Raw genomic sequence first — 22,496 nt, forward strand, 5'->3', positions numbered from 1 at the left:
GTTTTTGCCACCGGCGAACCGGTGGCGAAGGGGGGAAATCAGCCTGGTGACGGGCTCTTTTTAACAGCAATAGGTTATTAAATCTCTTTATTGATGATATCGGCAACGCGCAGGGCAATGGCATAGCCGGTTAAGGTTGGATTCACCACGGTAGAGCTGGGGTGGACGCTGGTGCTGGTGATAAAGAGATTGGCATGATCGAAGGAGCGGCACTCGTGGTTGACCACCGAGTCCCGTGGATCACTGCCCATAATAGTGGTGCCCATGATATGGGAACTGGGTACCCATGCCTGGATGTCATTTAGCACTTCAGTGGCGCCAAATAATGCCTTGAACTGCTCATAGTCTTTATAAAGTTGGCCCATGGCGTTCAGGGTGTATTCATGCGCGATGTCGTAATTGATACGCGGCGTCGGCAAATTAAGCGCATCGCGCTTATTGCTCAAAGTGACGCGGTTCGCGGGATCGGGTAATACCTCGACGTAGGTCGCAATTTTCAGGTAGCGTGCGCTATTGTGACGAATAAGACGATCCAGCTCAGGGCCGACGATACCCTGGTCCAGCAAACGCTTGGTGATCAACTCGTTAGGGACGGTATTATCGAGAAAGTGGCGGATTGCCGCATGCTGGTGTCGCAGCGGCGTGTCGCGCCAGGTGTTGATGCTTCCCTGCTGCGTCGGACCACGACCTGCCCAAACGGGATCTTTCGCCAGCATGGCGATAGCCCGCCCAGTATGCCCCATCATGTTACGTCCGACCTGATCCGACGAGTTGCCTATGTCCGACATCAGCATCAATTTCGGTGTTTCTACCCCATGGGCAGCCAGCACGAAATAGCGAGCCGTGAGGCGCGTACTTTCCCCCTGCGGATTCTTATAGTGCACGGCGACGATTTTGTTGTCCGGGCCTTTTTCGATACGGTAAACCACCGCATTCACCCGCAGCTTTGCCCCCCGATGCTCTGCCCAAACGACCGGCTTATCGCCAGAGAACTGCGCACCGATCGGGCAGATAGGGGCACAGTTGTTGTTACCCGCGCATATTGGTCGCCCTTGATAGGGGCGGGTCGCACGTGCATTGGGTTCATCGACGAAGTGGTGATGGGCACTGGAGACTTTTTCCGCTACCTGCTGGGTCAGATAGGTCCAGGGTTGCATCGCCATGGGATAAGGTTTGGAGCGTGGGGGATAGGGTTGTTCACCATGGCCACGCTGGTCATCGGTATCGGAGCCGCTCACGCCAATTTCTTCTTCGGCCAATTGGTACCAGGGTTCCAGCGTGTCGTAGTCAATAGGCCAGTCACGACCGTGCCCATAGAGCGTTTTTAATTTGAAGTCGGCAGGCAGATTACGCCAGGTTGCCCCGCCCCAGTGCCAGGTGGTTCCCCCAACCAGACGCAAGAAGGAAGGCTTTTGGGTAATATTGCCCACGCTCTCAATATAGTCGTCAGAATACTTGCCGGTCGCCGACTTGGGCGCCCAGGGCAGGTCTGGGTAAGGGCCGTTATAATCTGATTTATTCCCATATTGGCGAAATGCTTCAAGGATTTCCGCACGCTTAACGCGGGGGCCCGCTTCTAAAATGATGACGGATCTTCCTTGCCTGGCAAGGCTGTTCGCAATAGCACCGCCTAAAATACCGGCACCCACGACGATAATGTCGCAATCATATTCAATGGCCATATTTGCTCACTAATGATCTTCAATTTTCTAAATTTGGCGTGGCTATCCAGTAATTGGGTCGCGCGCGAATATAGGTAGGGATCGCGGTCACATCACTCGTTGCCTGGAACATCAAGGCTTTCTCGTAATTCACTACCACGGCCTGGCGGCCACGCCCTACATTACCGGTATAAAAGCTCTCTATAATTAGCAGTGCTAATTTCCGATTTTCATCCTCTGCGGGCAGGGCAGAAATAAAGGATTGCACATCGGGGGCACCACTATCGCTTATCCTTTTTTCCAACATGGCGAGCCTGTCGCCAAACTTCTCGGTATGGGACGCCATGGTTGAATACATGTCTGCGGTAAATGCCGGATCGAGGTTCTGCCGGAGGGTCAGCCACTGAGCCAACTGATTAAAAAGCACCTCTGTGTGTTTGTCATCGAGCCGTTTTAGCGGGGTTGAAACGGCATTGACCGACAGAAAGGCAGCCCCCGCGATGAGGGTGCTTTTCAGCAGATGGCGACGAGAAAAGCCGTAGCTCGCTTTACTTTTGCTCTCTTTTTTCATTGCACGACGTCCTCATTGCTGGAACCACGCAGTTTTTCAACCTGATCGGGGGTGACGTTGAGTGCATGTCCGCCGAAGCTTTCCACCAGATATTCAGCCAGTTGAGCGATTTGTTGATTGCTCAACTGATCTGAGAACGCGGGCATAAAGTAGTGGTCCTTACCGTTGTTCACGTTGGCGCCGTGTAGAATGACCTGAATCAGGTTGTTGGCGTCGTTCGCACCGATCACGCTGTTGCCGAGCATTGAAGGGTAATAACCGTCCGTTGTGCCGGCACCTTCTCCGCCATGGCAGCTTGCACAATTGTTCAGATAAATGTTGGCGCCCGGCATTCCGCCGTTCGGCCTCGGCTGCACCTGAGATGAGCGCGGTCGGGTCTGTTCATCACCTACGGCCTGTATGTCTTTCAAATACCCTGCAATGGCGTTCAGGTCCGCATCATTCATTTTGCTGAAGCTGTGGGTAATGGCTTCAGCCATGGAACCGGCTGCCTGAGCTTTAAAGGGGACATTGCCTGTTTTCAGATATTGAACGATCTCTTGCTGTGTCCAGCTACCGATACCAGATGCTTTGTCGCTGGTGATGTTAAACGCCTCCCAGCCGCCAATCCTGGCGCCGGCCAGGAAACCTTTCTGGCTTTCGTCATAGGCTTTTTCTTGCATGCCCAATCCGCGGGGGGTGTGGCAAGAGCCGCAGTGTGCGGCGCCTTGCACCAAATAAGCGCCACGGTTCCACTCTGGGCTGCGGTCTGATTTGTATTGATAAGCCCCTTTCTCCAGAAATAGAGTATTCCAGGCCATCAGCGGCCAGCGCAGGGTAAGGGGCCAAGAGAAGTCAGGCTTTTTATTCGGTTGGTTAACAGGCTCAACGCCATGCATAAAATAGGCATACAGGTTGGCAATGTCTTCGTCCGTTAACTTGGTGTAAGAGGGGAATGGCATTGCCGGATAAAGATTTGAACCATCACGTCTAATCCCTTCCCGGAATACCTTCTTAAAATCTTCCAATGTATATTCGCCAATACCGTAGGTTTTATCTGGCGTGATGTTGGTGGAGTAAATATTGCCCATGGGCAATGGCATAGCCAACCCCCCGCTAAAAGGCTTGCCACCCGACGCGGTATGGCAGGCCACACAGTCTGAAGCAATGGCTAAATAACGGCCTTTGTGCTGTGCAAAATCACTCTCTGCGGCAGCAGGTTGCGCGTAACTCAATGAAGAATATAAAGGCATCACGACGACCAGGAAACGGATCAGCCTCTTTATACTCCAATGAGTTTTTTTATTACTCATCTTTGTTTTCCAAACCAAAATGGTGATATATAGCGTTAAGATACAAAAAATACTGTAACGGTTTAGTATTCAATGTATTGATCTGCGACCGATAATGTCAACGGTTATGTCTGTCGTTCAGCATTAATTGTTAATTTTTAGTGGGATGTAAATGGCGGAGTCAGATTGGGGAGTTTTGGGATAAAGCGCCTTGGGTTCAGGCGCTTTTGACGTATGTTTATGCCACCGGGCGCCGCCATAACCCAGCAAACCGGCCCGGTTTGGCAAACATCACCAGATTGCCAAGCAGGATCAGGCACAGGCCTATCACCGCATTGGTGTGCCACTGATAGCCTTCATACAGGGTTGAAATGGTCAGTGCCACCAGAGGAAACAGCAGGGTGCTGTAGGCAGCCGCCCCGGCGCCGATCCGCCCCAGCAGGCTGAAATAGGCCGCAAAGGCAATCACCGAGCCGAAAATCGCCAGATACAGCAACGAGCCGATGTAACGGGTGCTGAACTCAATCTGGAATGAGGCACCCTGGGCCAACGCAATCAGCGCCATCAGGATTGCGCCGTAACTCATGGCATAGGTATTGGTGGAAAGAATGTCCAACCCATGCCGCTGGTGGCGGGAGCTGATCATATTCCCCAAAGAGAAGCCGTAGGTGCCAAGAGCGCTCACCCCGATGCCTTTCAACAGGTCCGGCGCCATTTGCGTTGCCACCAGATCTTGCCAGAACAGGGCGACGATCCCGGTCAGGCCCAGCACCGCAGCCGGTAACAGATTGGGGCTAGGGCGCTGGCGAAAGAAAATAATGCCGTTAACGGCATTGAACAGCACTGCCATCGAGAAAATCACCGATTCCAGCCCGCTGCTGATGTAGGCTGCGGCATGGTAAAAACAGTAGAAGTTAAAACCGAAAACGCAGCAGCCTTGCAGGACGCAAAACAGATGGTCGCGCAGGGCGATACGGCGCAGACGTCGTGCCAATAAAAGAATGACGAGCATCACTACTGCGGAAACCACAAAACGGTAACTGATGGAAACGGGAATGGCCACCGGGCCTTCCTGCTGCAGGGTAATGGCAATCCAGGTGGTGCCCCAAATCAGCACCACGGCAAGGTACAACAGCACGTTCATAATTAACTCCGGCAAAATGGATAGGCTCAGTATCCGCCGCTGCACGGCGCCGCGCTTTCAGCGCTTTGCGAGCAATTGCATATTCTTGCGCTTTTTTTGGCAAAAGCGCGTGCTGATGGCTGGTATGGCATCGCGCCACTCTCTAAACTGGAAAGATTGAGCAAAGCGGGGTCGGTAATGTCCAGATACAAGGCGTTTGAAACGCTGCGTGAACATAAAGCGCAGTTGCACGACAGTGTGCGATTAAGCTGCGGCGTGGAGCTGGCCGCCTGGTCCAACTGTGACGACCGTATTACCCAGGAAAGCGCGGAGCACCATACTCTGAGCCTGTACGTCGCCGACGGTTACGAGTGCTATCAAAAAGTGCCTGGAGGGTGGAGAAACGGCGGCGGACCTGACCGTTTCTGCATTATGCCGCGCCAGTATGAGTCCACCTGGGACGTGCGCAGCGATCTGTCTTTCGTCCACCTTTACTGTACCGATAAGCACCTGCGTCAGGTGGCGGAACAAATCTGGGATCGCAGCCCGGCGTCGATAAATCTGGTGCCCAACGCGTTTGCCGAAGACCCGCAAATCACCTTGCTGTATCGCCAGTTTCTACTCAGTTGCAACTGGCAGGAACGGGCCAATCAGCTGTCCCTCAGCAGTGCCACAACGCTGCTGATGACCTGTCTGGTTCAGCGCTACAGTGAACTGCAATGGACGCTGCCGCAGGTCCGTGGCGGTCTGGCCCCGGCCGTTGCCAAACGGGTGAAAGAGTATATTGAGCAGCATCTCGATCTGCCGCTGGTATTGGCCGATTTGGCCGCGCAGGCGGGGCTGAGCGAGTTCCACTTCGCCCGTATGTTCAAACATGACACCGGTCTGGCGCCGCATCAGTTTGTCATGCGCGCACGGCTACAACAGGCAGAGCAGTTGCTTTGCCACAGTCAGTTGCCGTTGACGCAGATAGCGCTGGAGTGCGGTTTCAGCTCCGCCAGTCATTTCAGCAATCGCTTCAAAGTGGCCTATGGATGTTCCCCAACGCAGCGGCGTCAGGGGCGTTAACCTCAACAGGAGAGAACATGGAACAGCAGTTCGCAGGACTGGGCGTGTTGTTTGTCGCCGGATTTGGGCCCATTACCCAACAAACAGAACACAGCAAGGCATTTTACGTCGATGCCCTGGGGCTGCCGTTGAAGCCGATGGAAGGCAATGCCGATTATCTGTTGAGCGAGCACGGCGCACTGGAAGGCGTGAAGCACTTTGCTCTCTGGCCGCTGGCGCAGGCCGCGCAGTCGTGTTTTGGCAGCGTTCAATGGCCGACGGACCTGCCGGTGCCGCAAGCCTGGATGGAATTTGACGTCGCTGATATGGCGCTGGCAACTCAGGGGTTGGTTGACCGTGGCTACCGTCTGCTGGTTACCAATCGCGAAGAGCCTTGGGGCCAGAGTGTCACACGGTTGCTCAGCCCTGAAGGGCTATTGATTGGCGTTACCTTTACCCCTTGGTTGCGTGATTGATTTTCACTGGTCTAATTCCCTCGCCGCTGGTGGGGGATATATCGTTTTTTAGAAAAATCGATTATTAGCTTATTCAAAACCCCAACCGATAAACCTATTGTTCTCGAGCTCTTCATTTGATTGGTGATAGTTATTCCTGTCAGTTAGATAAAAACATCATCCATAGATCGTTATTTCCTTTCTTTAGAAGCCAAAATAAAATTAGGGTGCTCATAATTACACGCTAAGGAAAATTAAATAGAGATAATTCTTATATTCCACACCCATCGCTAAAATAATAATGATTCTCGTTTTCAACCAAGGAAAGGAAGAGGGAACTATGGGCAAATTAGCAAGGGTAGGGATGACAACATTAATATCCCTGGGAATGACGATGATATTACCTACGGCAATGGCGGAGAATATCAATACGCCAAATAAGGATGTTACGGCCCAGCAAACGCAGCCGTCGTTTATCGCGGCCGGAAAAGTTGTGCAGGTTACTTTCGGCGATTTTGCCTTCAAACTGGATTTCACCGACGACAAAACCATGACCTTTACGGGGGTTGGCGCGGCCTCTCAGGGCGTAACCGACACCGTTCAGTATACGGCGGTTGAGATACGTCCCAAGGTCTACATGGTTTACTGGAGCGAACCCAAGTCCGGCGATAATGTCACTCATGTCGAGGATTTTCAGCGGGGTGAGGTCTACACCAATATCGCCAGCAAGGATGGGACTTTCACCCATCTGAAAGGGCAATTGAAAATCATAGGTCATTCAGGAAAATAAAGGAGCTACAATGAAAAAGGTATTTATCCCTTTGGTTATCGTCGGCAGTATGCTGGCCAATTACCCTGCATTGGCGGTTAAAAACAGCGAGCCTCATAAAGTCGCTGGAAATAAAAACATTCAGGACCAAAAGAAGTTAAAGGTAGTGGAAGATCTGTACGCCGGTTTCTTTAATAAGCATGATATCAGCGTGGCGCAGCGGCTGATTGTGGAAAACTACAAGCAACATAATCCGTTTGTGGGCGATGGCATTAAACCGTTCCTGGATTTCTTCAGCCAGAATTTTAAAGATAATCCACAGTTCAGCGCGAAAATATACCGCAGTGCAGTGAGCGGCGACCTGGTGTATGTCCACGTATTGTATAAAAACAATCCACAAGACCGCGGTACCGCCAGCGTGGATATTTATCGGGTGAACAATCAGGGCAAAATCACCGAACACTGGGACGTCAATCAGGAAGTGCCGGAGAAATCGGCCAACGACAACACCATGTTCTAACGCAACAGGGCCGCTCCGGCGGCCCTGTTACTCATCTGCGCCCATTCTCGACCTGTTTGAACTGCCTGCGTACCTGTAAGCAATTGAGCAGCACCAACACCGCCGTGACGGCAAACACCCAGCGGAACCCCAGCAGCGCCGAAACCCCAGAACCAATCAACGGACCGACCACGTTGCCAAGATACATAAACGACTGGTTATAGCCGAAGATACGGCCGGTGACCTGATCGGAAGAGTACTTCAACAACAGCGTCTGTACCGCAGGCATCAGGGCACCGTCGGCAAAGCCCAGCAGAAAACGCAGGATACCCAACTGGAGCGGTGTTTCCACCCAGGCCATGATGGCGAACAGCAGGGTGGTTAGCCCCAGCGCCGCCAGCAGAATGCGTGCGGTGCCAATACGATCGCCCAGCCGGCCGAGGCGTGGTGCGGAAATCAACGCCGCCACCCCAGGCACGGCGGCAATCATGCCGCTAATAAAGGCGATATTACCGCTATCACCTGACAACTCTTTTATAAACAGCGTCAGTATCGGGCTGATGGAGGAGTTGGCAAGTTGGATCATCAGGGTGCTGATAAACAGCGTTACAATCAGCGCAGGATAGGGCAGCGACTGGAAAACGGCCTTGCCGCTCAATCGGTCGGCTTTTTTTACCTCGATACGCCGCTCTTTTATCAGGAACAAGGTAATCAAAAAGCTGACGAACATCAGCCCAGCGGTAACGAAAAACACCACGCGCAACCCCAAGTGGTCCGCCATCAGTCCGCCGAGCAGCGGGCCGGCTATCACTCCGGAAATTTGACCGGTGGACAAGGTGCCCAGCGCCCAACCGCTTTTATCACGCGGCACCTGCGAGGCAACCAGCGCCATTGCATTGGGGATATAGCCGGAGGTCAGGCCCATCAACGCACGCAGCGCAAACAGCTGATAAACGTTAGTGACCATGCCCTGCAGTGCAATGACAATAGCCATGCCCAGCGAGGCGCGCAACAGCATCAGCTTGCGGCCTTTGCGGTCCGCCAGGCTGCCCCACAGCGGCGACACCAGTGCAGACACCAAAAAAGTGCCGCTGAACACCAGGCCCGACCAAATGCTGAGCGACTGATGACCGCTGACGCCGAGCTGTTCGACGTACAGCGGCAGAAAAGGGAGGATTTGGCTCATTGCCAGCCCGGTGAAGAAACAGCCGAGCCAGACCGAAATCAGATTGAGTTTCCACGCTTCCATCAGCTTGTCGTACCACTTTGAATTAGGAGGGAATTATTGAGCAAGATAATAATAACACCGGTTACCAGGGCATGCCGGATGAAATAAGTGAACAAAAGTAAAACCTGCCGGTTGGCGGATGGCTCTGTAACGGCGGTATCCCGCGCTATGGCGCCGTAATGCTACTGTAAAATGATCACCGGTAACGCAATATTGCCGGTTGCTATCGGCGATGCCGTCATGGTGCTATAGCAAGGAATCAGCATTGTTCAGGAGACGCGGAAAATGACGTTTACGCTGCGAGAGATGGGGGCGGCCGATGTAGCGCCCGCGCATGGGCTGTCGCAAAAAATACAGTGGCCGCATCGGCTGGAAGATTGGCAGCAAGCGTGGTCATTGGGTGGCGGGGTGATCGCTGAAGTCGAGGGAGACGTGGTTGGCTGCGCCCTGCGCTGGCTATGGGGCGAGCAGCGCGCCACCTTGGGGTTGGTGATTGTCGCCGAGCAATGTCGTGGGCAAGGTATCGCCAGAGCCATGTTGCAGCAGATGATAGCGCCTTTGCCCGACTATCAGCTTCATCTGGTAGCGACCGCTCAAGGCAAACCGCTGTACCAAAAATTGGGGTTTATCGATCAGGGATTACTGGCGCAGCACCAATGCCGGGAGATGCCGGCAGGCCATACCGCACCTTTGCCCAAGGGGGCAAGGCTACGGCCGGCCTTGCCGCAGGATCTTGCCACCCTGGTTGAGCTGGATTTGGCCGCCAGCGGCCTCAGCCGCCAACCCCTGTTGGCCGCAATGTTGGCAAGCGCCGAACAGGCTTTGGTGCTGGAGCAGCAGGGGATTGCCGTCGGATTTGCCTTCCGCCGTCGTTTTGGTCACGGCAACATGATTGGCCCGGTGGTTGCGCCTGAGCTAACGGGGGCCATTGCCATGGTTGACGCCTTATGCCTGCCTTGTCAGGGCGAGTTTGTGCGGGTGGATACTCCCCTGGCCAGCGGCCTCAGCCCTTGGCTGGCCGAGCGCGGTTTACCCTGCGTCGATACGCCGACCATTATGGTGCGTGGCGTGCCCCATAGACCGGATTGCGACGTTGCACTGACATTTTCACTGGTTTCGCAAGCCTGGTCATAAAATTGAAATTAAGGGTTCAGGGTGGTGCATCGCCCGATGCATTGCCCAAGTGTTGTGCAATAGTTATCAACTGATGACTATGTTGTAACCGCAGGTTTTTGTCGTTCCTGCGCCGCCGTACGCCGTCGCGCGTGAAATTTCCCCTGCAATCCGCAATTGGCACAGGCCATGCATTGTCATCATCTCGCTTTGTTATCTGAGTAACAAAGTGGGGTTTGGTGACAACTCAACAACAGCGGGCGAACTATGGCAGAGCATCCAGATGTGATGGCACAAATAGAAGCGTCATTTGCGGTGCAAACCCCCACCGGGAAACGCATTGCCGGATATCTGCTGGCCAATTTGCCGCAGGTGCCGTTTGAGACCGCCGACAGCATTGCTCGTAGCACCGCCACCAGCGGTATTTCGGTCGGGCGCTACCTGCGCAGCCTGGGTTACCGCAACCTTGAGGACTTAAAGCGCACCTTGCGCGAGCAGGGTACGGCTTTGCATCAACCCTGGGGCGTGACCGATCGCCTGGGGGCTTATCGCCGTCGGCGCGAACAGCCGCAACCCCAAAAATTACGTCAGTCATTAACGCTGGAGCTGGAAGCGATCGAACACGTTTACCAATTGGCCGGCGGCGAAGCCTTTGCGCAGGTCAGCCGTCAGTTGGCGCAGGCGGAAGCGGTGTTTGTCGTGGGCATTCAGTCTACGCGCGGCATTGCCAATGCCTTTTACAGCCATCTGGAATATCTGCGGCCCAAGGTCTATTACGCGGACGGGTTATCCGGCACCTATGTGGAGTCGCTAAATTCGGAATTCAGTGCGCCATATCTGGTGCTGACGGACACGCGCGCGTATTCGACCATCGCACAAAAATACTGCCAGGCGGCCTGTGCGCGTGGGCTGCGGCTGGCGCTGATTACCGATATTTACTGCCCCTGGGCTCGGGATTACCCGATCGACCTGCTGCAGGTAAAAACCGACACCGGTCAGTTTTGGGATTCGCTGGCCCCGCTCAGTTGCCTGTTCAACCTGCTGCTGTCTTCGGTGCTGGAACAGGGCGGTACAGCGGTCGAGCAACGGCTGGCAAGCAACCGAATGCTGCAAAAAGAGCTGGGGCAATTTGAATCTTAACCGTATGGGAAAACGCAATGAGTGACAATGTAACATTAACCGATCTGGCCGAGGCCTTTCCTGGTCTGCCGATTGAGTTGAAATATGCCGGCGCCGACAACCTGACGGGCCGGGCGATTTATCGCGAGAGCCGCTGCCTGCTGCATCCTGATGCGGTGCAGGGGCTGACGCGTTGCCTGCTGGCGGCACGGCTGGCCGGTTTTTCCCTGCTGGTATTTGACGCTTATCGACCGCAGCAGGCGCAGGCGTTGCTGTGGCAAGCCTGTCCGGATCCGCAGTATGTCACCAGCACCTTGACCGGATCGCATCATAGCCGGGGTGTCGCGATCGACGTGACGCTGTTGGACGCCGAGGGTATCGCTCTGGATATGGGCACCGGCTTTGATGAAATGAGCGAAAAATCACACCCGTTTTATCCTGATTTCCCTCCGGAGGTGCAGCGCAACCGGCTGCTGCTGAATGCGGTGATGGCCGCCGGAGGTTTTCGCGGGATCGCCAGCGAATGGTGGCACTTCGAGCTGCCCAACGCCGGGGATTATCCGCTGCTGGCCGATCGCTTCGGCTGTTTTTCTTACGACTAAAACAACACACATTCAACGCATCAGGAGCTTTGTTTATGAATCAGATCAAATACGCCGCTCTGGCGGCTGCAGTGACGTTGGGCATGACGGTAGCCGGGCCGGTACAGGCGGCGGTACCAAAGGACATGTTGGTGATTGGCAAAGCGGCCGATCCGCAAACGCTGGATCCGGCGGTGACTATCGATAATAACGACTGGACGGTGACCTACCCGGCTTATCAGCGGCTGGTGCAGTACAAGACCGAAGGCGGAAAAGGTTCGACCCAGGTGGAGGGGGAGCTGGCCGACAGCTGGACCAGTTCAGACGACCAACTGGTCTGGACCTTTAAGCTAAAACCCGGCAACAAGTTTGATGACGGTTCGGACGTGAACGCCGAGGCGGTCAAATGGTCGTTCGAGCGTCTGATGAAGATTGGTCAGGGGCCGTCAGAGGCCTTCCCGAAAGACCTGCAGGTCACGGTGGTGGATCCGCTGACGGTGCGTTTCACTCTGAAAACGCCGTTTGCGCCGTTCCTGTACACCCTGGCCAATGACGGTGCCGGCATCGTTAACCCGGCGATTGCCAAGGCGAATCCGGCGGACGAGGGCAAGGCCTGGCTGGCGAACCATAGCGCCGGATCTGGGGCGTACAAACTGGATCGCTGGCAGAAGGGCCAGCAGTTGGTGTTGGTGCCTAACCCGCATTACAGCGGTGCCAAACCGGCGTTTAAACGCGTCACGGTGAAAATCATCGGCGAAAGCGCCACCCGCCGTCTGCAACTGACCCGAGGCGACCTGGATATTGCCGAATCGCTGCCGATTGACCAGCTCACGGCGCTGAAAAGTGAAAACAAGGTTGCGGTCAACGAGTACCCGTCGCTACGGGTGACCTATTTGTACCTTAACAACGGCAAAGCGCCGCTTAACCAGGTGGATCTGCGTCGCGCCATCTCTTACGCCGTGGATTATCAGGGCATGGTGAAGGGCATTCTCGGGGGAACGGCAAACAGATGCGCGGCCCGATCCCGGAGGGCATGTGGGGCTATGACGCCAATGCCCAGCAGTACAGTCAGGATGCGGACAAGGCCAAGGCAGCACTGGCGGCGGTGAAAGACAAACCCGCTTCGCTGAACTTCCTGTATTCGATCAGTGACCCTAACTGGGAGGCGATTGCGCTGTCGGTGCAGGCCAGCCTGGCGACGGTCGGCCTCAACGTCAAACTGGAGAAGCTGGCCAACGCCACCATGCGGGATCGCATCGGTCAGGGCAATTACGATATCGCCATCGGCAACTGGAGCCCGGATTTCGCCGACCCCTATATGTTCATGAACTACTGGTTTGAATCCGACAAGAAAGGGCTGCCGGGCAACCGGTCGTTCTACAGCGATCCGCAGGTGGATGCCCTGTTGAAGAAAGCGGTATCGGTGTCCGATCAGCAGGTTCGCACCGCGGATTATCAGGCGGCGCAGAAAATCGTCATCGACCAGGCGGCCTACGTCTATCTGTTCCAGAAAAATTATCAGGTGGCGATGAACAAAGAGGTGAAGGGCTTTGTGTATAACCCGATGCTGGAGCAGGTGTTCAACGTTGGGCAGATGAGCAAGTAATTTTTTTCGGGCAGCCGTTTGGCTGCCCCTGCACCATGGGAAACCGCTATGAACGTTTGGAGCCTTATCCGTCAGCGCTGCTGGGGGTTGGTGCTGGTGATGTTCGGGGTGTGCGTGATCACCTTTACCATCTCGCATCTGATCCCCGGCGATCCGGCGCGCTTGCTGGCCGGTGACCGCGCCAGCGAGGAAATCGTCCAGCATATTCGCCAACAGCTGGGGCTGGACCAGCCGCTGTATGTGCAATTTGGCCGCTACGTGCTGGATTTGCTGCATGGCGATTTGGGGACTTCCATTCGCACCGGACGGCCGGTGCTGGACGATCTGCGCGCCTTCTTTCCCGCCACGCTGGAGCTGGCTTTTTGCGCTTTACTGTTGGCGATCGCGTTTGGCGTCCCGCTTGGGGTTGTGTCGGCAGTGTATCGTAATAAATGGCCCGATCATCTGGTGCGGCTGTTGTCGGTGACCGGCATCTCCACCCCGGCGTTCTGGCTGGGGTTGGGGGTGATTATCCTGTTCTACGGGCAACTGAATCTATTGCCCGGCGGCGGCAGACTGGACGACTGGCTGGATCCTCCCACCCACATCACCGGGTTTTACCTGCTGGACTCCTTGCTGACCGGCAACGGCGAGGCATTCTGGAACAGCCTGCAACATCTGATCCTGCCGGCGCTGACGTTAGCCTTTGTTCATCTTGGGGTAGTGGCGCGCCAAATCCGCTCGGCGATGCTGGAACAATTGGGGGAAGACTATATCCGCACGGCCCGTGCCAACGGCCTTTCGCACTGGCGAGTGGTGCTTGGGCATGCGTTGCCCAACGCGTTGATCCCCTCGGTGACGGTGTTGGGGCTGGCTTTGGGGGACTTACTCTATGGCGCGGTGCTGACCGAAACGGTCTTCGCCTGGCCGGGCATGGGCGCTTACGTGGTGGATTCCATTCAGGCGCTGGACTTTCCGGCGGTGATGGGGTTTGCCGTGGTGGTCTCTTTTGCCTACGTGATGGTTAATTTGATCGTCGATCTGCTCTACCTGTGGATCGACCCAAGAATGGGGCGCGAGGGATAATGACAATGACTCAAATCGAACAACCGCCGATCGCGGAACCCGTATTGCGCTATCTCAGCCTGCGCCGCGCCTGGTACCGGGTCCGGCGGAGTCCGCTGACGCTGCTGGGTGCTGCCATCATGATAGCCGTGCTGTTCCTGATGCTGTTCTCGCCGTGGCTGGTGCCGCATAACCCGGACGCCATTGACCTAACCGCGCGCTTACTGCCGCCTTCGCCCGAGCACTGGTTCGGTACCGACGAAGTGGGCAGGGACCTGTTCAGCCGAGTCCTGGTTGGCAGCCGTCAATCGGTGGCCGCCGGGCTGGCGGTGGTGGTCTTGGCGGGGAGCATTGGCTCGCTGCTCGGCTGTTTCTCCGGCGTGATGGGCGGTACGGTTGATGCGTTAATTATGCGCTGCATGGATATCATGCTGTCGGTGCCGTCGCTGGTGTTGACCATGGCGCTGGCGGCGGCGTTGGGCCCCAGTTTGTTCAACGCCATGTTGGCGATTGCCGTGGTGCGCATTCCTTTCTACGTGCGGCTGGCGCGCGGCCAAACGTTAACGCTGCGTCATCAGGCGTATATGCAAGCGGCGCGCACCTTTGGCGCTTCGCGCTGGCATCTGATTGGCTGGCACGTGCTGCGCAATGTGATGCCGCCGTTGGTGGTGCAAGCGTCGCTGGATATCGGTACCGCAATCCTGATGGCGGCTACGCTGGGCTTCATCGGCCTGGGTGCCCAGCAACCGACCGCTGAATGGGGCGCTATGGTGGCGAATGGCCGCAACTATGTGCTCGACCAATGGTGGTATTCGGCTTTCCCCGGCACGGCGATCCTGATCACCGCTACCGGTTTCAACCTGTTCGGCGACGGTCTGCGCGACCTGCTGGATCCTAAAACCCGGGGGCGCTGATGAGTGAAACCACCGTTTTATCAATCGATGAATTGCAGCTGGAGTTTCCGATTTACGGCGGCAGCGTCAAGGCGCTCAATCGCGTTTCGTTGCAGGTCAAGGCGGGTGAAATCGTCGGCGTGGTGGGCGAGTCCGGCTCCGGCAAGTCGGTCACTGCGATGATGACATTACGGCTGCTGGCGGAAGAGGGTTACCGCGTGACCGGCGGTTCGCTGGAGATGCTGGGCACCGACGTGCTTAACGCCAGCGAGCGGCAAATGCGCCAGTTGCGCGGTGCGCGGGTGTCGATGATTTTTCAGGAACCCATGAGTGCGCTTAATCCAACGCGCAAGATCGGCCGCCAGATGTGCGAGGTGATCCGCCTGCACCAGCGACTTTCCGCCTCGGCGGCTCGCGACAAGGCGATTCAGCTGTTACAGGAAATGCAGATTGCCGATGCACAGCGGGTGATGGAGCGATATCCGTTTGAGTTGTCCGGCGGTATGCGCCAACGGGTGCTGATTGCCATGGCGTTTTCCTGCGAACCGGAACTGATCATCGCTGACGAACCCACCACTGCGCTGGACGTCACGGTCCAGCGTCAGGTGTTGCGTTTGTTACAGCAGAAGGCGCGAGCCAGCGGCACGGCGGTGCTATTTATCACTCACGATATGGCCGTGGTGTCGCAACTGTGCGACCGGGTGTATGTGATGTACGCAGGACACGTGATTGAGAGTGGCGCAACCGCCAATGTGATTGAGCATCCCAGTCATCCGTATTCCATTGGGTTATTGCTGGCGGCGCCGGAGCGCGCCGAACCGCGCAGCCTGCTGCAGGCTATCCCTGGTACGGTGCCCAACCTGAGTGCGTTACCGCCAGGCTGCGCTTTTAGCAACCGTTGCCGCCATGCTGACGCTCAGTGTCGGCATACGCCGAGGCTTACGCCATTGGTGGCAGAGCCGAGCCAAAGAGTAGCCTGTTGGCATCCGCAGTCTGTCGATTTGGAGGTGCAGAATGAACGTTGAGGCACTGCTGGAACTGCGCGACGTGCGATTGCGTTTCCCCGCCAGCTATAACTGGCGCGGCAAGCCGCGAGAGTATGTTCATGCGCTCAATGGACTGGATCTGAACATTATGCGCGGCGAAACCTTGGGCATCGTTGGCGAGTCCGGCTGCGGCAAAAGCACCCTGGCGCAGTTGCTGATGGGGTTGTTGAAGCCCAGCAGCGGCGAGCTGCTGCGGGCGCGCAATGCCGGCTCCTGGTTTGGCAGCGGTATGCAAATGGTGTTTCAGGATCCGCAGTCATCGCTCGATCCGCGCCTGCCGGTATGGCGAATTATCACCGAGCCGGTGTACGTGCAGCAACACAACAGCGTGGCGGAACGACGGGCGCAGGCGGCGGAGTTGGCTCAGCAGGTGGGACTGCGGCCGGAGGCGATTGACCGGTTGCCGCACGAGTTCTCCGGCGGACAGCGACAGCGTATCTCCATCGCCCGCGCACTGTCGTCGCAGCCGGACATCATCGTGCTGGACGAACCTACTTCGGCGCTGGATATTTCGGTGCAGGCGCAGATCCTCAATTTACTGGTGGAACTGCAACGCCAGCGCAACCTGACTTATGTGCTGATCTCGCATAACGTCTCGGTGATCCAGCACATGAGCGATCGGGTAGCGGTGATGTATCTGGGGCAGATTGTCGAATTGGGGCCGACCGCACAGGTGTTGCGCCAGCCTCAGCACCCTTACACCCGGTTGCTGCTGGATTCGGTGCCCCGTACCGGCCGTTCACTGAGCGACAGCGCAATTGAAGACCGCAAAGGGGAATTACCGGGCAACCGTCAATTGCCGCAGGGCTGCTTTTTTCGCGAACGTTGCCCTTACGCCGGCGAGGGGTGCCAGCGACCGCAAAGTTTGAGAGTCAACTTGGGCGGCACGGCGGTGCGTTGCCATAAGGTAGGATGACGGCGATACGCTCAGCGGATAATGCCGCGCGTCGAGCGTGTGAAGAAGTCGAGGAACAGGCGTAGCAATGGGTATTCCACGCTCAGGTGGATAACCTCTTGCCGTACATCCTCCAACGCCATCGACCGGTGATACAGCATGTCGTAGAGAGCGTGAATAACTCGCTGTTGTTGCGGATCGGCGGCCAGAAAAGCCGGCGCTGCCAGATGCAGGCCGTCAGGTTTGGCGCGATGGCCGCCGGCCTGAACAAAGGGCGGCAGATCCTGCACCAGCAGGGCACCGTCGGCAACTTTTGCATGGGCACCGATAATGCAAAATTGGTGTACCGCGCACCGGGCGCCGACCCATGCAGCATCGCCCATCTCAACATGCCCGGCCAGGCCGCTATGCTCGCCGACGTAAGCACCGTTCCCGATGACGCAGTCGTGGGCAACATGCACATTATCCCGCAGGTGATTGTCGTTACCGATGACGGTGCGCTGGCGCCCCTGTACCGTGCCGCGATGTAGGGTGGCGTAATGGCCTATACGGTTACGATCGCCAATGATTAACGAGGTCGGTTCATCGGCATACTTCAAATCCTGGCCGGCTTCGCCGATCGAAGAAAACGAGCCGAAAACGTTGTCGCGGCCGATACGGGTCAGGCCGTTAATTACCGAGTGCGAGGCAACAGTGGTGCCTTTTCCTATCTCAACCCCGGCGGAGATGACGCAAAAAGGCCCGATACGCACGTGCGCACCGATCATCGCGCCGGGCGCGATCAGGCTGTTGTCTGCAATAAGGGCAGAGGGAGAAATCATCACGTTTCCTGATGGCGGCGCGTGGCTATCCATCAGCCAGGCCAGTCATCGGTTAATTATTAAGCCGGATTCTGGATTAATTGGGGGAAACAGGAACGCGTGGGCAGGAAGTTTGCCTTCCGGTCGGTGTGACAAGGTTTGTCTGCGGCCAGCATAAGCCGGTATTTGCCTCAGACCGCTACCTTATATTTTATTTATTTTGTGAACCTTTGGGTAATAACGGGATGTTACCACCGGCGATTTCAACCCTTTGCTCTGCAGGGCTGAAAATGGTCAGGCTGACAACGGTCAATTCCGTCGCCAGCGAATGCCATAACTCAGGGCAGTGGCCAATCTGTAGGGGTGTTACTGACGACCTCGACATACATGTCCCAGGCGTGGGACCAGAATTGCGTAAAGCCTTCCTGACTGAAGCTAATCCCCATCAGGCCCATCACGAACCAGCAGGTGGTGAACAACCCGAGGCTGCTGAACATAAATGCCATGCCGTTGCGGCTGGTCTTACGGCAAACGACGTTTAGCTGGCTGGCCATAAACATCATAACGGCGCTAAGTAACTCCCAGCGCATCATAATAAAACCTGTGGCAATGGCACTCATCGAACGGGATCCTTGGTGATAAAGCTGCTCCCGGCGAGCGGCCGGAAGGTCAGGGCAATGGGTGAAATAGTGTGATCTGCGTCACATTGTAGCACTGGGGGAAATCGCTGCTCAATCCCTGAGCGGGAGAAAAATCGGCATTTGGTAACATTCCAACATGCTGAAACATTTATGCCATTTCATTAGCAACCTTTTAATGGGGAGCGCAAACCAATAACGCTATGCTTGCCGACTTTTCACTGCCCTGATTTATCTTGGGAAAATGTGACGTCTGACAGGTAACTCGCCACGTATGGCCCTATTAAAAGATAAAATTCGCGACCATTCCGCCGAAGAAATGTTGTTTATACGCCGCGCCGGCGTGGCAATGGTGTTGGTTGTCGCCTGTTTTGGCGTGTTGATCCTCAACCTGTACCGCCTGCAGGTAAAACAGCATGCGTTCTACCAGACGCGATCCAATCAAAACGACATCAAGATGGTGCCGATTGCCCCCAGTCGCGGGCTGATTTTCGACCGCAACGGCATTCCGCTGGTGCGTAACATTACGCTGTATCAGATCCAGATTATCCCCAGCAAAATCGACAATATGACCGCGCTGCTGCAGGCGCTGACGCCGATTGTCGATCTGACCCCCGAAGACATCGCCGCTTTTCGCGATGACATGCACCACAATGGCCGCTATAAGCCGGTCACCTTGAAAAGCGGACTGACGGAAACCGAGGTGGCGCGCTTCGCGGTCAATCAATACCGTTTTGACGGGGTGACGATTGACACCTATCAGCAGCGGGAATATCCCTACGGTGCCGAACTGGCCCACGTGGTGGGTTACGTGTCGAAAATCAACGATGGCGATTTGAAGCGGCTGGACAAGGCGGGCCTCAGCGAGAACTATGCCGCCGACCACAATATCGGCAAGCAGGGCATCGAGGCTTATTATGAGTCAGAGTTGCATGGCACCACCGGTTATCAGGAAGTCGAAGTGGATAACCACGGTCGCGTGATACGCCTGCTGAAAGAACAACCGCCACAGGCGGGCAAAAACATTTACCTGACGCTCGATCTGCCGCTGCAGCAATATATCGAATCGGTGCTTAAAGGGCAGCGGGCGGCAGTGGTGGTGGAAGACCCGCGCGACGGCGGCATTTTGGCCATGGTCTCCAGCCCCAGTTACGATCCCAACCCTTTTGTGAAGGGCATCAGTTATCCCGCGTATAAAGCTCTGCTGAGCAACCCCGATTTGCCGCTGATTAACCGCGTCACGCAAGGGCTCTACCCACCGGCATCCACGGTGAAGCCTTACATGGCCACCTCGGCACTGTTTGCAGGAGTGATCACCCCCAACACCACCTTCTTTGGCGCGCCGACCTGGACCTTACCGGGTACCCAGCGCCGTTATCGTGACTGGCTTAAAACCGGGCATGGCATGCTGAACGTGACCAAGGCGATAGAAGAATCGGCCGATACCTTCTTTTATCAGGTGGCGTTTGAAATGGGCATTGACCGTATTCACAGCTGGCTAAGCCAGTTTGGTTACGGTCAGGCGACCGGGATTGACCTTAACGAGGAGTATCGCGGCGTGCTGCCAAGCCGCGAATGGAAACAGCGGGTGCATAAAAAAGCCTGGTATCAGGGGGACACCATCTCGGTAGGCATCGGCCAGGGATATTGGGTGGCTACGCCGATCCAGATGGTGAAGGCGTTAACGACGCTGATCAACAACGGCAAGGTGAAAACGCCCCATTTGTTGTACTCCATGCGGCAGGGCAACCTGGTGAGCCGCTACCAGCCACCGGTAGAGAGTGCACAGATTGGTGATGCCAAATCGCCGTACTGGGGCATCGTTCGCAATGGCATGTACGGCATGGCCAATCTGCCAAACGGCACCGGTTATAAGCTGTTCCATACTGCGCCGTATCAGATTGCCGCCAAGTCCGGGACTTCACAGGTGTTTGGTCTGAAAGAGAATCAGACTTATAACGCCAAAATGATCCCGGTACGGCTGCGTGACCATATTTTCTATACGTTGTTCGCGCCTTATAAAAATCCGCGGGTGGCGATGGCATTAATTCTGGAAAACGGCGGCGGTGACGGTGTGGTCGCGGGGCCGACGGCCCGGGCGATCCTCGACCATATTTTTGACCCGGCCAACGCCCCGCAGCCTGAGGATAACCAGAAAGTTAAACCGGAGTTAAACGACAGCGCGGATGTGCAACAGTAAACGCGTTTGTTTTTACTTTCTTACAAACTGCAATCTTCTAACTATTTCTGTCAGGGTAGACTGAAATAATCACATAACTTTAATAAAAACGCAGGGTTAACAGTGGCGCCATTAACAAAAAAAAGCGGTAAAAATTATTCGACCCTTCGCTTTGGCTGGATTTGCGGCGGGATCCTGGTTTGCTTTTTCCTGCTGGCCTTTCGCGTCGGCTATTTGCAGTTGCTGGAGCATCAGCAGTTGGCGGATCAGGCGGATCAGCGTTCGATTCGCACCCAGGTGCTGCCCACCAACCGGGGGATGATCACCGACCGTAACGGCGAGGCCTTGGCCGTCAGCGTGTCATCGAAAGATATTGTGTTGGATCCCAAGCATATTCTCGACACCCATACCGATATCGGCAATGAACGCTGGCAGAGCCTGGCCAACGTGCTGAAAATGCCGCTACCCGAGGTGCAAAAGCTGATCCAGGCTAATGCTCACAAGCGTTTTGTCTATCTGGCGCGCAAAGTCGAAGATGATAATGCCGATTACATCAGCAAGCTGCGTTTGACCGGCGTCAGTACCCTGCAGGACTTCAGCCGTTTCTACCCGATGAGCCAGGATGCCGCCGGGCTCATCGGCATTGTCGGGCAGGACAATCAGGGTCTTGAAGGTATCGAGCTGGGCTTTAACCATCTGCTGCAAGGCAAGAACGGCCTGCGGGTTTACCAGAAGGACGGCAGCGGGGCGGTGATTGGCGTGATCAAGAACGTCGATCCCGTGCCGCCGCCGAATGTCACGCTGAGTATTGATAAATTCATCCAGTACGTGCTGTACGCGCAAATTCGCGACGGCGTGGTGGCAAACCAGGCCGATTCCGGCTGTGCGGTGCTGGTAAAAGTGAATACCGGTGAAGTGCTGGGGATGGCCAGCTACCCGTCATTCAACCCGAACAACTACGCCAATACCCCGGCCAAAGATATCCGCAACGTGTGCAGCAGCGACAGTTTCGAACCGGGTTCTACCGTGAAGCCGGTGGTGGTGATGGTCGGGCTGGAACACCGGTTGATTAAACCGGATACCGTACTGGACACCACGCCTTACCGGGTCAATGGTCATTTGATCAAGGACGTAGGCCACTGGTCGAAATTGACCATTACCGGCGTGCTGCAAAAATCCAGCGACATTGCCGTTTCACATATTGCGCTGGCGCTGCCCGCCACCGTACTGCCTGCGGTTTACAAGAGCTTTGGCTTGGGCAGACCGACTGACCTGGGCATCGGCAACGAAAGCAGCGGTTATTTGCCGCAGCACCGCGAACGCTGGGCTGATATCGAACGCGCAACCTTCTCCTTTGGTTATGGTTTGCGTGTGACCCCGTTGCAGATGGCGCGTGAATACGCGGCTATCGGTTCCTATGGCGTTTATCGGCCATTGTCGATCACCCGAGTGACGCCACCGGTGATGGGGCAGCGCATTCTGCCGGAAGATACGGTAAAAACCGTGGTGCATATGATGGAAAGCGATGCCTTACCGGGGGGCAGCGGGGTCAGCGCTGCGGTACCAGGTTACCGTTTGGCGATTAAAACCGGTACCGCAGAGAAAATGGGCACCAACGGCAAATACGACGGTGGTTACATTAACTACACCGCCGGCGTGGCGCCCGCCAGCGATCCGCAGGTGGCGCTGGTGGTGATGGTCAACAACCCGAAAGCCGGCAAGCACTTCGGTGGTTCGGTGGCTGGCCCGGTGTTCGGCAAGATCATGGCGCAGGTATTGGAACATATGAATATCTTGCCTGATGCCCAGCCGTTGAACGTCGTTTCGCAGGTTAAAGGCTAACCTGATGTTCCCCCTCTGCGGAGGGGGAACCAGTCACTTTTTCAACGTCGCAAGGTGGGCCTTTGCCCATTCGACATCACGAGTGAAGTTAAGATAAATCTGGCGGTTTTATTAAA

At 55.8% G+C, this 22,496-nt stretch carries 20 protein-coding genes and 1 pseudogene; 14 read left to right on the forward strand and 7 right to left on the reverse strand.

Annotation, left to right across the window (positions count from 1 at the left end):
- Positions 1 to 77: 77 nt before the first annotated feature.
- The 4 genes from EBA31_RS12155 to EBA31_RS12170 form a co-directional block, all read right to left on the reverse strand.
- Positions 78 to 1,682, reverse strand: coding sequence for a GMC family oxidoreductase (locus EBA31_RS12155; RefSeq protein WP_122079276.1), 1,605 nt, complete (start codon positions 1,680 to 1,682; stop codon positions 78 to 80).
- Between the two features lie 19 nt (positions 1,683 to 1,701).
- Positions 1,702 to 2,232 carry a sugar dehydrogenase complex small subunit gene (locus tag EBA31_RS12160; RefSeq protein WP_122079277.1) on the reverse strand — a complete coding sequence of 177 codons (531 nt, stop codon included), beginning with the start codon at positions 2,230 to 2,232 and terminating at the stop codon, positions 1,702 to 1,704.
- Positions 2,229 to 3,524 carry a cytochrome c gene (locus tag EBA31_RS12165; protein ID WP_122079278.1) on the reverse strand — a complete coding sequence of 432 codons (1,296 nt, stop codon included), beginning with the start codon at positions 3,522 to 3,524 and terminating at the stop codon, positions 2,229 to 2,231. The genes EBA31_RS12160 and EBA31_RS12165 overlap by 4 nt, the downstream gene beginning before the upstream one ends.
- Before the next feature lie 217 nt (positions 3,525 to 3,741).
- Positions 3,742 to 4,647 (reverse strand): DMT family transporter, encoded by a 906-nt coding sequence (locus tag EBA31_RS12170; RefSeq protein ID WP_122079279.1) that lies wholly within the window; start codon positions 4,645 to 4,647, stop codon positions 3,742 to 3,744.
- Positions 4,648 to 4,824: 177 nt separating this feature from the next.
- Between EBA31_RS12170 and EBA31_RS12175 the strand changes: the two genes are divergently transcribed.
- The 4 genes from EBA31_RS12175 to EBA31_RS12190 all read left to right on the forward strand — a co-directional run bounded on the left by EBA31_RS12175 (position 4,825) and on the right by EBA31_RS12190 (position 7,417).
- Positions 4,825 to 5,694, forward strand: coding sequence for a helix-turn-helix domain-containing protein (locus tag EBA31_RS12175; RefSeq protein ID WP_020826816.1), 870 nt, complete (start codon positions 4,825 to 4,827; stop codon positions 5,692 to 5,694).
- 17 nt (positions 5,695 to 5,711) lie between these two features.
- A complete protein-coding gene (locus tag EBA31_RS12180) occupies positions 5,712 to 6,149 on the forward strand; it encodes a glyoxalase (RefSeq protein WP_122079280.1) in 438 nt (145 codons plus the stop codon).
- 319 nt (positions 6,150 to 6,468) lie between these two features.
- The gene (locus EBA31_RS12185) at positions 6,469 to 6,918 is read left to right on the forward strand and encodes a MoaF N-terminal domain-containing protein (RefSeq protein WP_238387455.1); all 450 of its coding nucleotides are present in this window, start codon (positions 6,469 to 6,471) and stop codon (positions 6,916 to 6,918) included.
- 10 nt (positions 6,919 to 6,928) lie between these two features.
- Entirely contained in the window at positions 6,929 to 7,417 is a 489-nt protein-coding gene (locus tag EBA31_RS12190; RefSeq protein ID WP_020826819.1) for an ester cyclase, read from the forward strand.
- Positions 7,418 to 7,448: 31 nt separating this feature from the next.
- On the opposite strand, the gene EBA31_RS12195 is transcribed toward EBA31_RS12190, so the two are convergent.
- A complete protein-coding gene (locus tag EBA31_RS12195) occupies positions 7,449 to 8,645 on the reverse strand; it encodes a multidrug efflux MFS transporter (RefSeq protein WP_122079281.1) in 1,197 nt (398 codons plus the stop codon).
- Between the two features lie 264 nt (positions 8,646 to 8,909).
- Here EBA31_RS12195 and EBA31_RS12200 point away from each other — a divergent pair, with 264 nt between their 5' ends.
- The 8 genes and pseudogenes from EBA31_RS12200 (at position 8,910) to EBA31_RS12235 (ending at position 16,942) form a co-directional block, all read left to right on the forward strand.
- Positions 8,910 to 9,758, forward strand: coding sequence for a GNAT family N-acetyltransferase (locus tag EBA31_RS12200; protein WP_122079282.1), 849 nt, complete (start codon positions 8,910 to 8,912; stop codon positions 9,756 to 9,758).
- Positions 9,759 to 10,004: 246 nt separating this feature from the next.
- Positions 10,005 to 10,877 (forward strand): MurR/RpiR family transcriptional regulator, encoded by an 873-nt coding sequence (locus EBA31_RS12205; RefSeq protein ID WP_020826822.1) that lies wholly within the window; start codon positions 10,005 to 10,007, stop codon positions 10,875 to 10,877.
- A gap of 17 nt (positions 10,878 to 10,894) precedes the next feature.
- A complete protein-coding gene (gene ddpX / locus EBA31_RS12210) occupies positions 10,895 to 11,458 on the forward strand; it encodes a D-alanyl-D-alanine dipeptidase (RefSeq protein WP_046373595.1) in 564 nt (187 codons plus the stop codon).
- Positions 11,459 to 11,541: 83 nt separating this feature from the next.
- A pseudogene (locus EBA31_RS12215) lies at positions 11,542 to 13,043 on the forward strand (ABC transporter substrate-binding protein).
- A gap of 48 nt (positions 13,044 to 13,091) precedes the next feature.
- Complete coding sequence (locus EBA31_RS12220) at positions 13,092 to 14,108, forward strand: ABC transporter permease (protein ID WP_020826825.1); 1,017 nt, start codon at positions 13,092 to 13,094, stop codon at positions 14,106 to 14,108.
- Positions 14,109 to 14,113: 5 nt separating this feature from the next.
- On the forward strand, positions 14,114 to 15,001 hold the full coding sequence (gene ddpC, locus EBA31_RS12225) for a D,D-dipeptide ABC transporter permease (RefSeq protein WP_020826826.1): 888 nt from the start codon (positions 14,114 to 14,116) through the stop codon (positions 14,999 to 15,001).
- Complete coding sequence (locus EBA31_RS12230) at positions 15,001 to 16,005, forward strand: ABC transporter ATP-binding protein (RefSeq protein WP_046373592.1); 1,005 nt, start codon at positions 15,001 to 15,003, stop codon at positions 16,003 to 16,005. Before ddpC ends, EBA31_RS12230 begins: the two co-directional genes overlap by 1 nt.
- Positions 15,995 to 16,942, forward strand: a complete 948-nt coding sequence (locus EBA31_RS12235; RefSeq protein WP_020826828.1) for an ABC transporter ATP-binding protein — start codon at positions 15,995 to 15,997, stop codon at positions 16,940 to 16,942. The genes EBA31_RS12230 and EBA31_RS12235 overlap by 11 nt, the downstream gene beginning before the upstream one ends.
- Before the next feature lie 11 nt (positions 16,943 to 16,953).
- On the opposite strand, the gene lpxA is transcribed toward EBA31_RS12235, so the two are convergent.
- Together lpxA and EBA31_RS12245 are read right to left on the reverse strand one after the other, a co-directional pair.
- Positions 16,954 to 17,742, reverse strand: coding sequence for an acyl-ACP--UDP-N-acetylglucosamine O-acyltransferase (lpxA, locus tag EBA31_RS12240; RefSeq protein ID WP_122079283.1), 789 nt, complete (start codon positions 17,740 to 17,742; stop codon positions 16,954 to 16,956).
- 317 nt (positions 17,743 to 18,059) lie between these two features.
- The gene (locus EBA31_RS12245) at positions 18,060 to 18,341 is read right to left on the reverse strand and encodes a YjcB family protein (protein WP_020826830.1); all 282 of its coding nucleotides are present in this window, start codon (positions 18,339 to 18,341) and stop codon (positions 18,060 to 18,062) included.
- 292 nt (positions 18,342 to 18,633) lie between these two features.
- On the opposite strand from EBA31_RS12245, the gene mrdA reads away from it, so the two are divergent.
- Positions 18,634 to 20,559, forward strand: a complete 1,926-nt coding sequence (mrdA, locus tag EBA31_RS12250; protein ID WP_046373589.1) for a penicillin-binding protein 2 — start codon at positions 18,634 to 18,636, stop codon at positions 20,557 to 20,559.
- Between the two features lie 102 nt (positions 20,560 to 20,661).
- A complete protein-coding gene (locus EBA31_RS12255) occupies positions 20,662 to 22,380 on the forward strand; it encodes a penicillin-binding transpeptidase domain-containing protein (protein ID WP_115058856.1) in 1,719 nt (572 codons plus the stop codon).
- The last annotated feature ends 116 nt before the right edge of the window (positions 22,381 to 22,496 follow it).

Origin of the sequence: Serratia sp. P2ACOL2, assembly GCF_003691565.1 — a bacterium.
Taxonomy (GTDB): domain Bacteria; phylum Pseudomonadota; class Gammaproteobacteria; order Enterobacterales; family Enterobacteriaceae; genus Serratia; species Serratia liquefaciens.

Coding starts and splice junctions, on each gene's coding strand:
- EBA31_RS12155 (WP_122079276.1), bottom strand. CDS start 1,682: ATGGCCATTGAATATGATTGCGACATTATCGTCGTGGGTGCCGGTATT.
- EBA31_RS12160 (WP_122079277.1), bottom strand. CDS start 2,232: ATGAAAAAAGAGAGCAAAAGTAAAGCGAGCTACGGCTTTTCTCGTCGC.
- EBA31_RS12165 (WP_122079278.1), bottom strand. CDS start 3,524: ATGAGTAATAAAAAAACTCATTGGAGTATAAAGAGGCTGATCCGTTTC.
- EBA31_RS12170 (WP_122079279.1), bottom strand. CDS start 4,647: ATGAACGTGCTGTTGTACCTTGCCGTGGTGCTGATTTGGGGCACCACC.
- EBA31_RS12175 (WP_020826816.1), top strand. CDS start 4,825: ATGTCCAGATACAAGGCGTTTGAAACGCTGCGTGAACATAAAGCGCAG.
- EBA31_RS12180 (WP_122079280.1), top strand. CDS start 5,712: ATGGAACAGCAGTTCGCAGGACTGGGCGTGTTGTTTGTCGCCGGATTT.
- EBA31_RS12185 (WP_238387455.1), top strand. CDS start 6,469: ATGGGCAAATTAGCAAGGGTAGGGATGACAACATTAATATCCCTGGGA.
- EBA31_RS12190 (WP_020826819.1), top strand. CDS start 6,929: ATGAAAAAGGTATTTATCCCTTTGGTTATCGTCGGCAGTATGCTGGCC.
- EBA31_RS12195 (WP_122079281.1), bottom strand. CDS start 8,645: ATGGAAGCGTGGAAACTCAATCTGATTTCGGTCTGGCTCGGCTGTTTC.
- EBA31_RS12200 (WP_122079282.1), top strand. CDS start 8,910: ATGACGTTTACGCTGCGAGAGATGGGGGCGGCCGATGTAGCGCCCGCG.
- EBA31_RS12205 (WP_020826822.1), top strand. CDS start 10,005: ATGGCAGAGCATCCAGATGTGATGGCACAAATAGAAGCGTCATTTGCG.
- ddpX (WP_046373595.1), top strand. CDS start 10,895: ATGAGTGACAATGTAACATTAACCGATCTGGCCGAGGCCTTTCCTGGT.
- EBA31_RS12220 (WP_020826825.1), top strand. CDS start 13,092: ATGAACGTTTGGAGCCTTATCCGTCAGCGCTGCTGGGGGTTGGTGCTG.
- ddpC (WP_020826826.1), top strand. CDS start 14,114: ATGACTCAAATCGAACAACCGCCGATCGCGGAACCCGTATTGCGCTAT.
- EBA31_RS12230 (WP_046373592.1), top strand. CDS start 15,001: ATGAGTGAAACCACCGTTTTATCAATCGATGAATTGCAGCTGGAGTTT.
- EBA31_RS12235 (WP_020826828.1), top strand. CDS start 15,995: ATGAACGTTGAGGCACTGCTGGAACTGCGCGACGTGCGATTGCGTTTC.
- lpxA (WP_122079283.1), bottom strand. CDS start 17,742: ATGATTTCTCCCTCTGCCCTTATTGCAGACAACAGCCTGATCGCGCCC.
- EBA31_RS12245 (WP_020826830.1), bottom strand. CDS start 18,341: ATGAGTGCCATTGCCACAGGTTTTATTATGATGCGCTGGGAGTTACTT.
- mrdA (WP_046373589.1), top strand. CDS start 18,634: ATGGCCCTATTAAAAGATAAAATTCGCGACCATTCCGCCGAAGAAATG.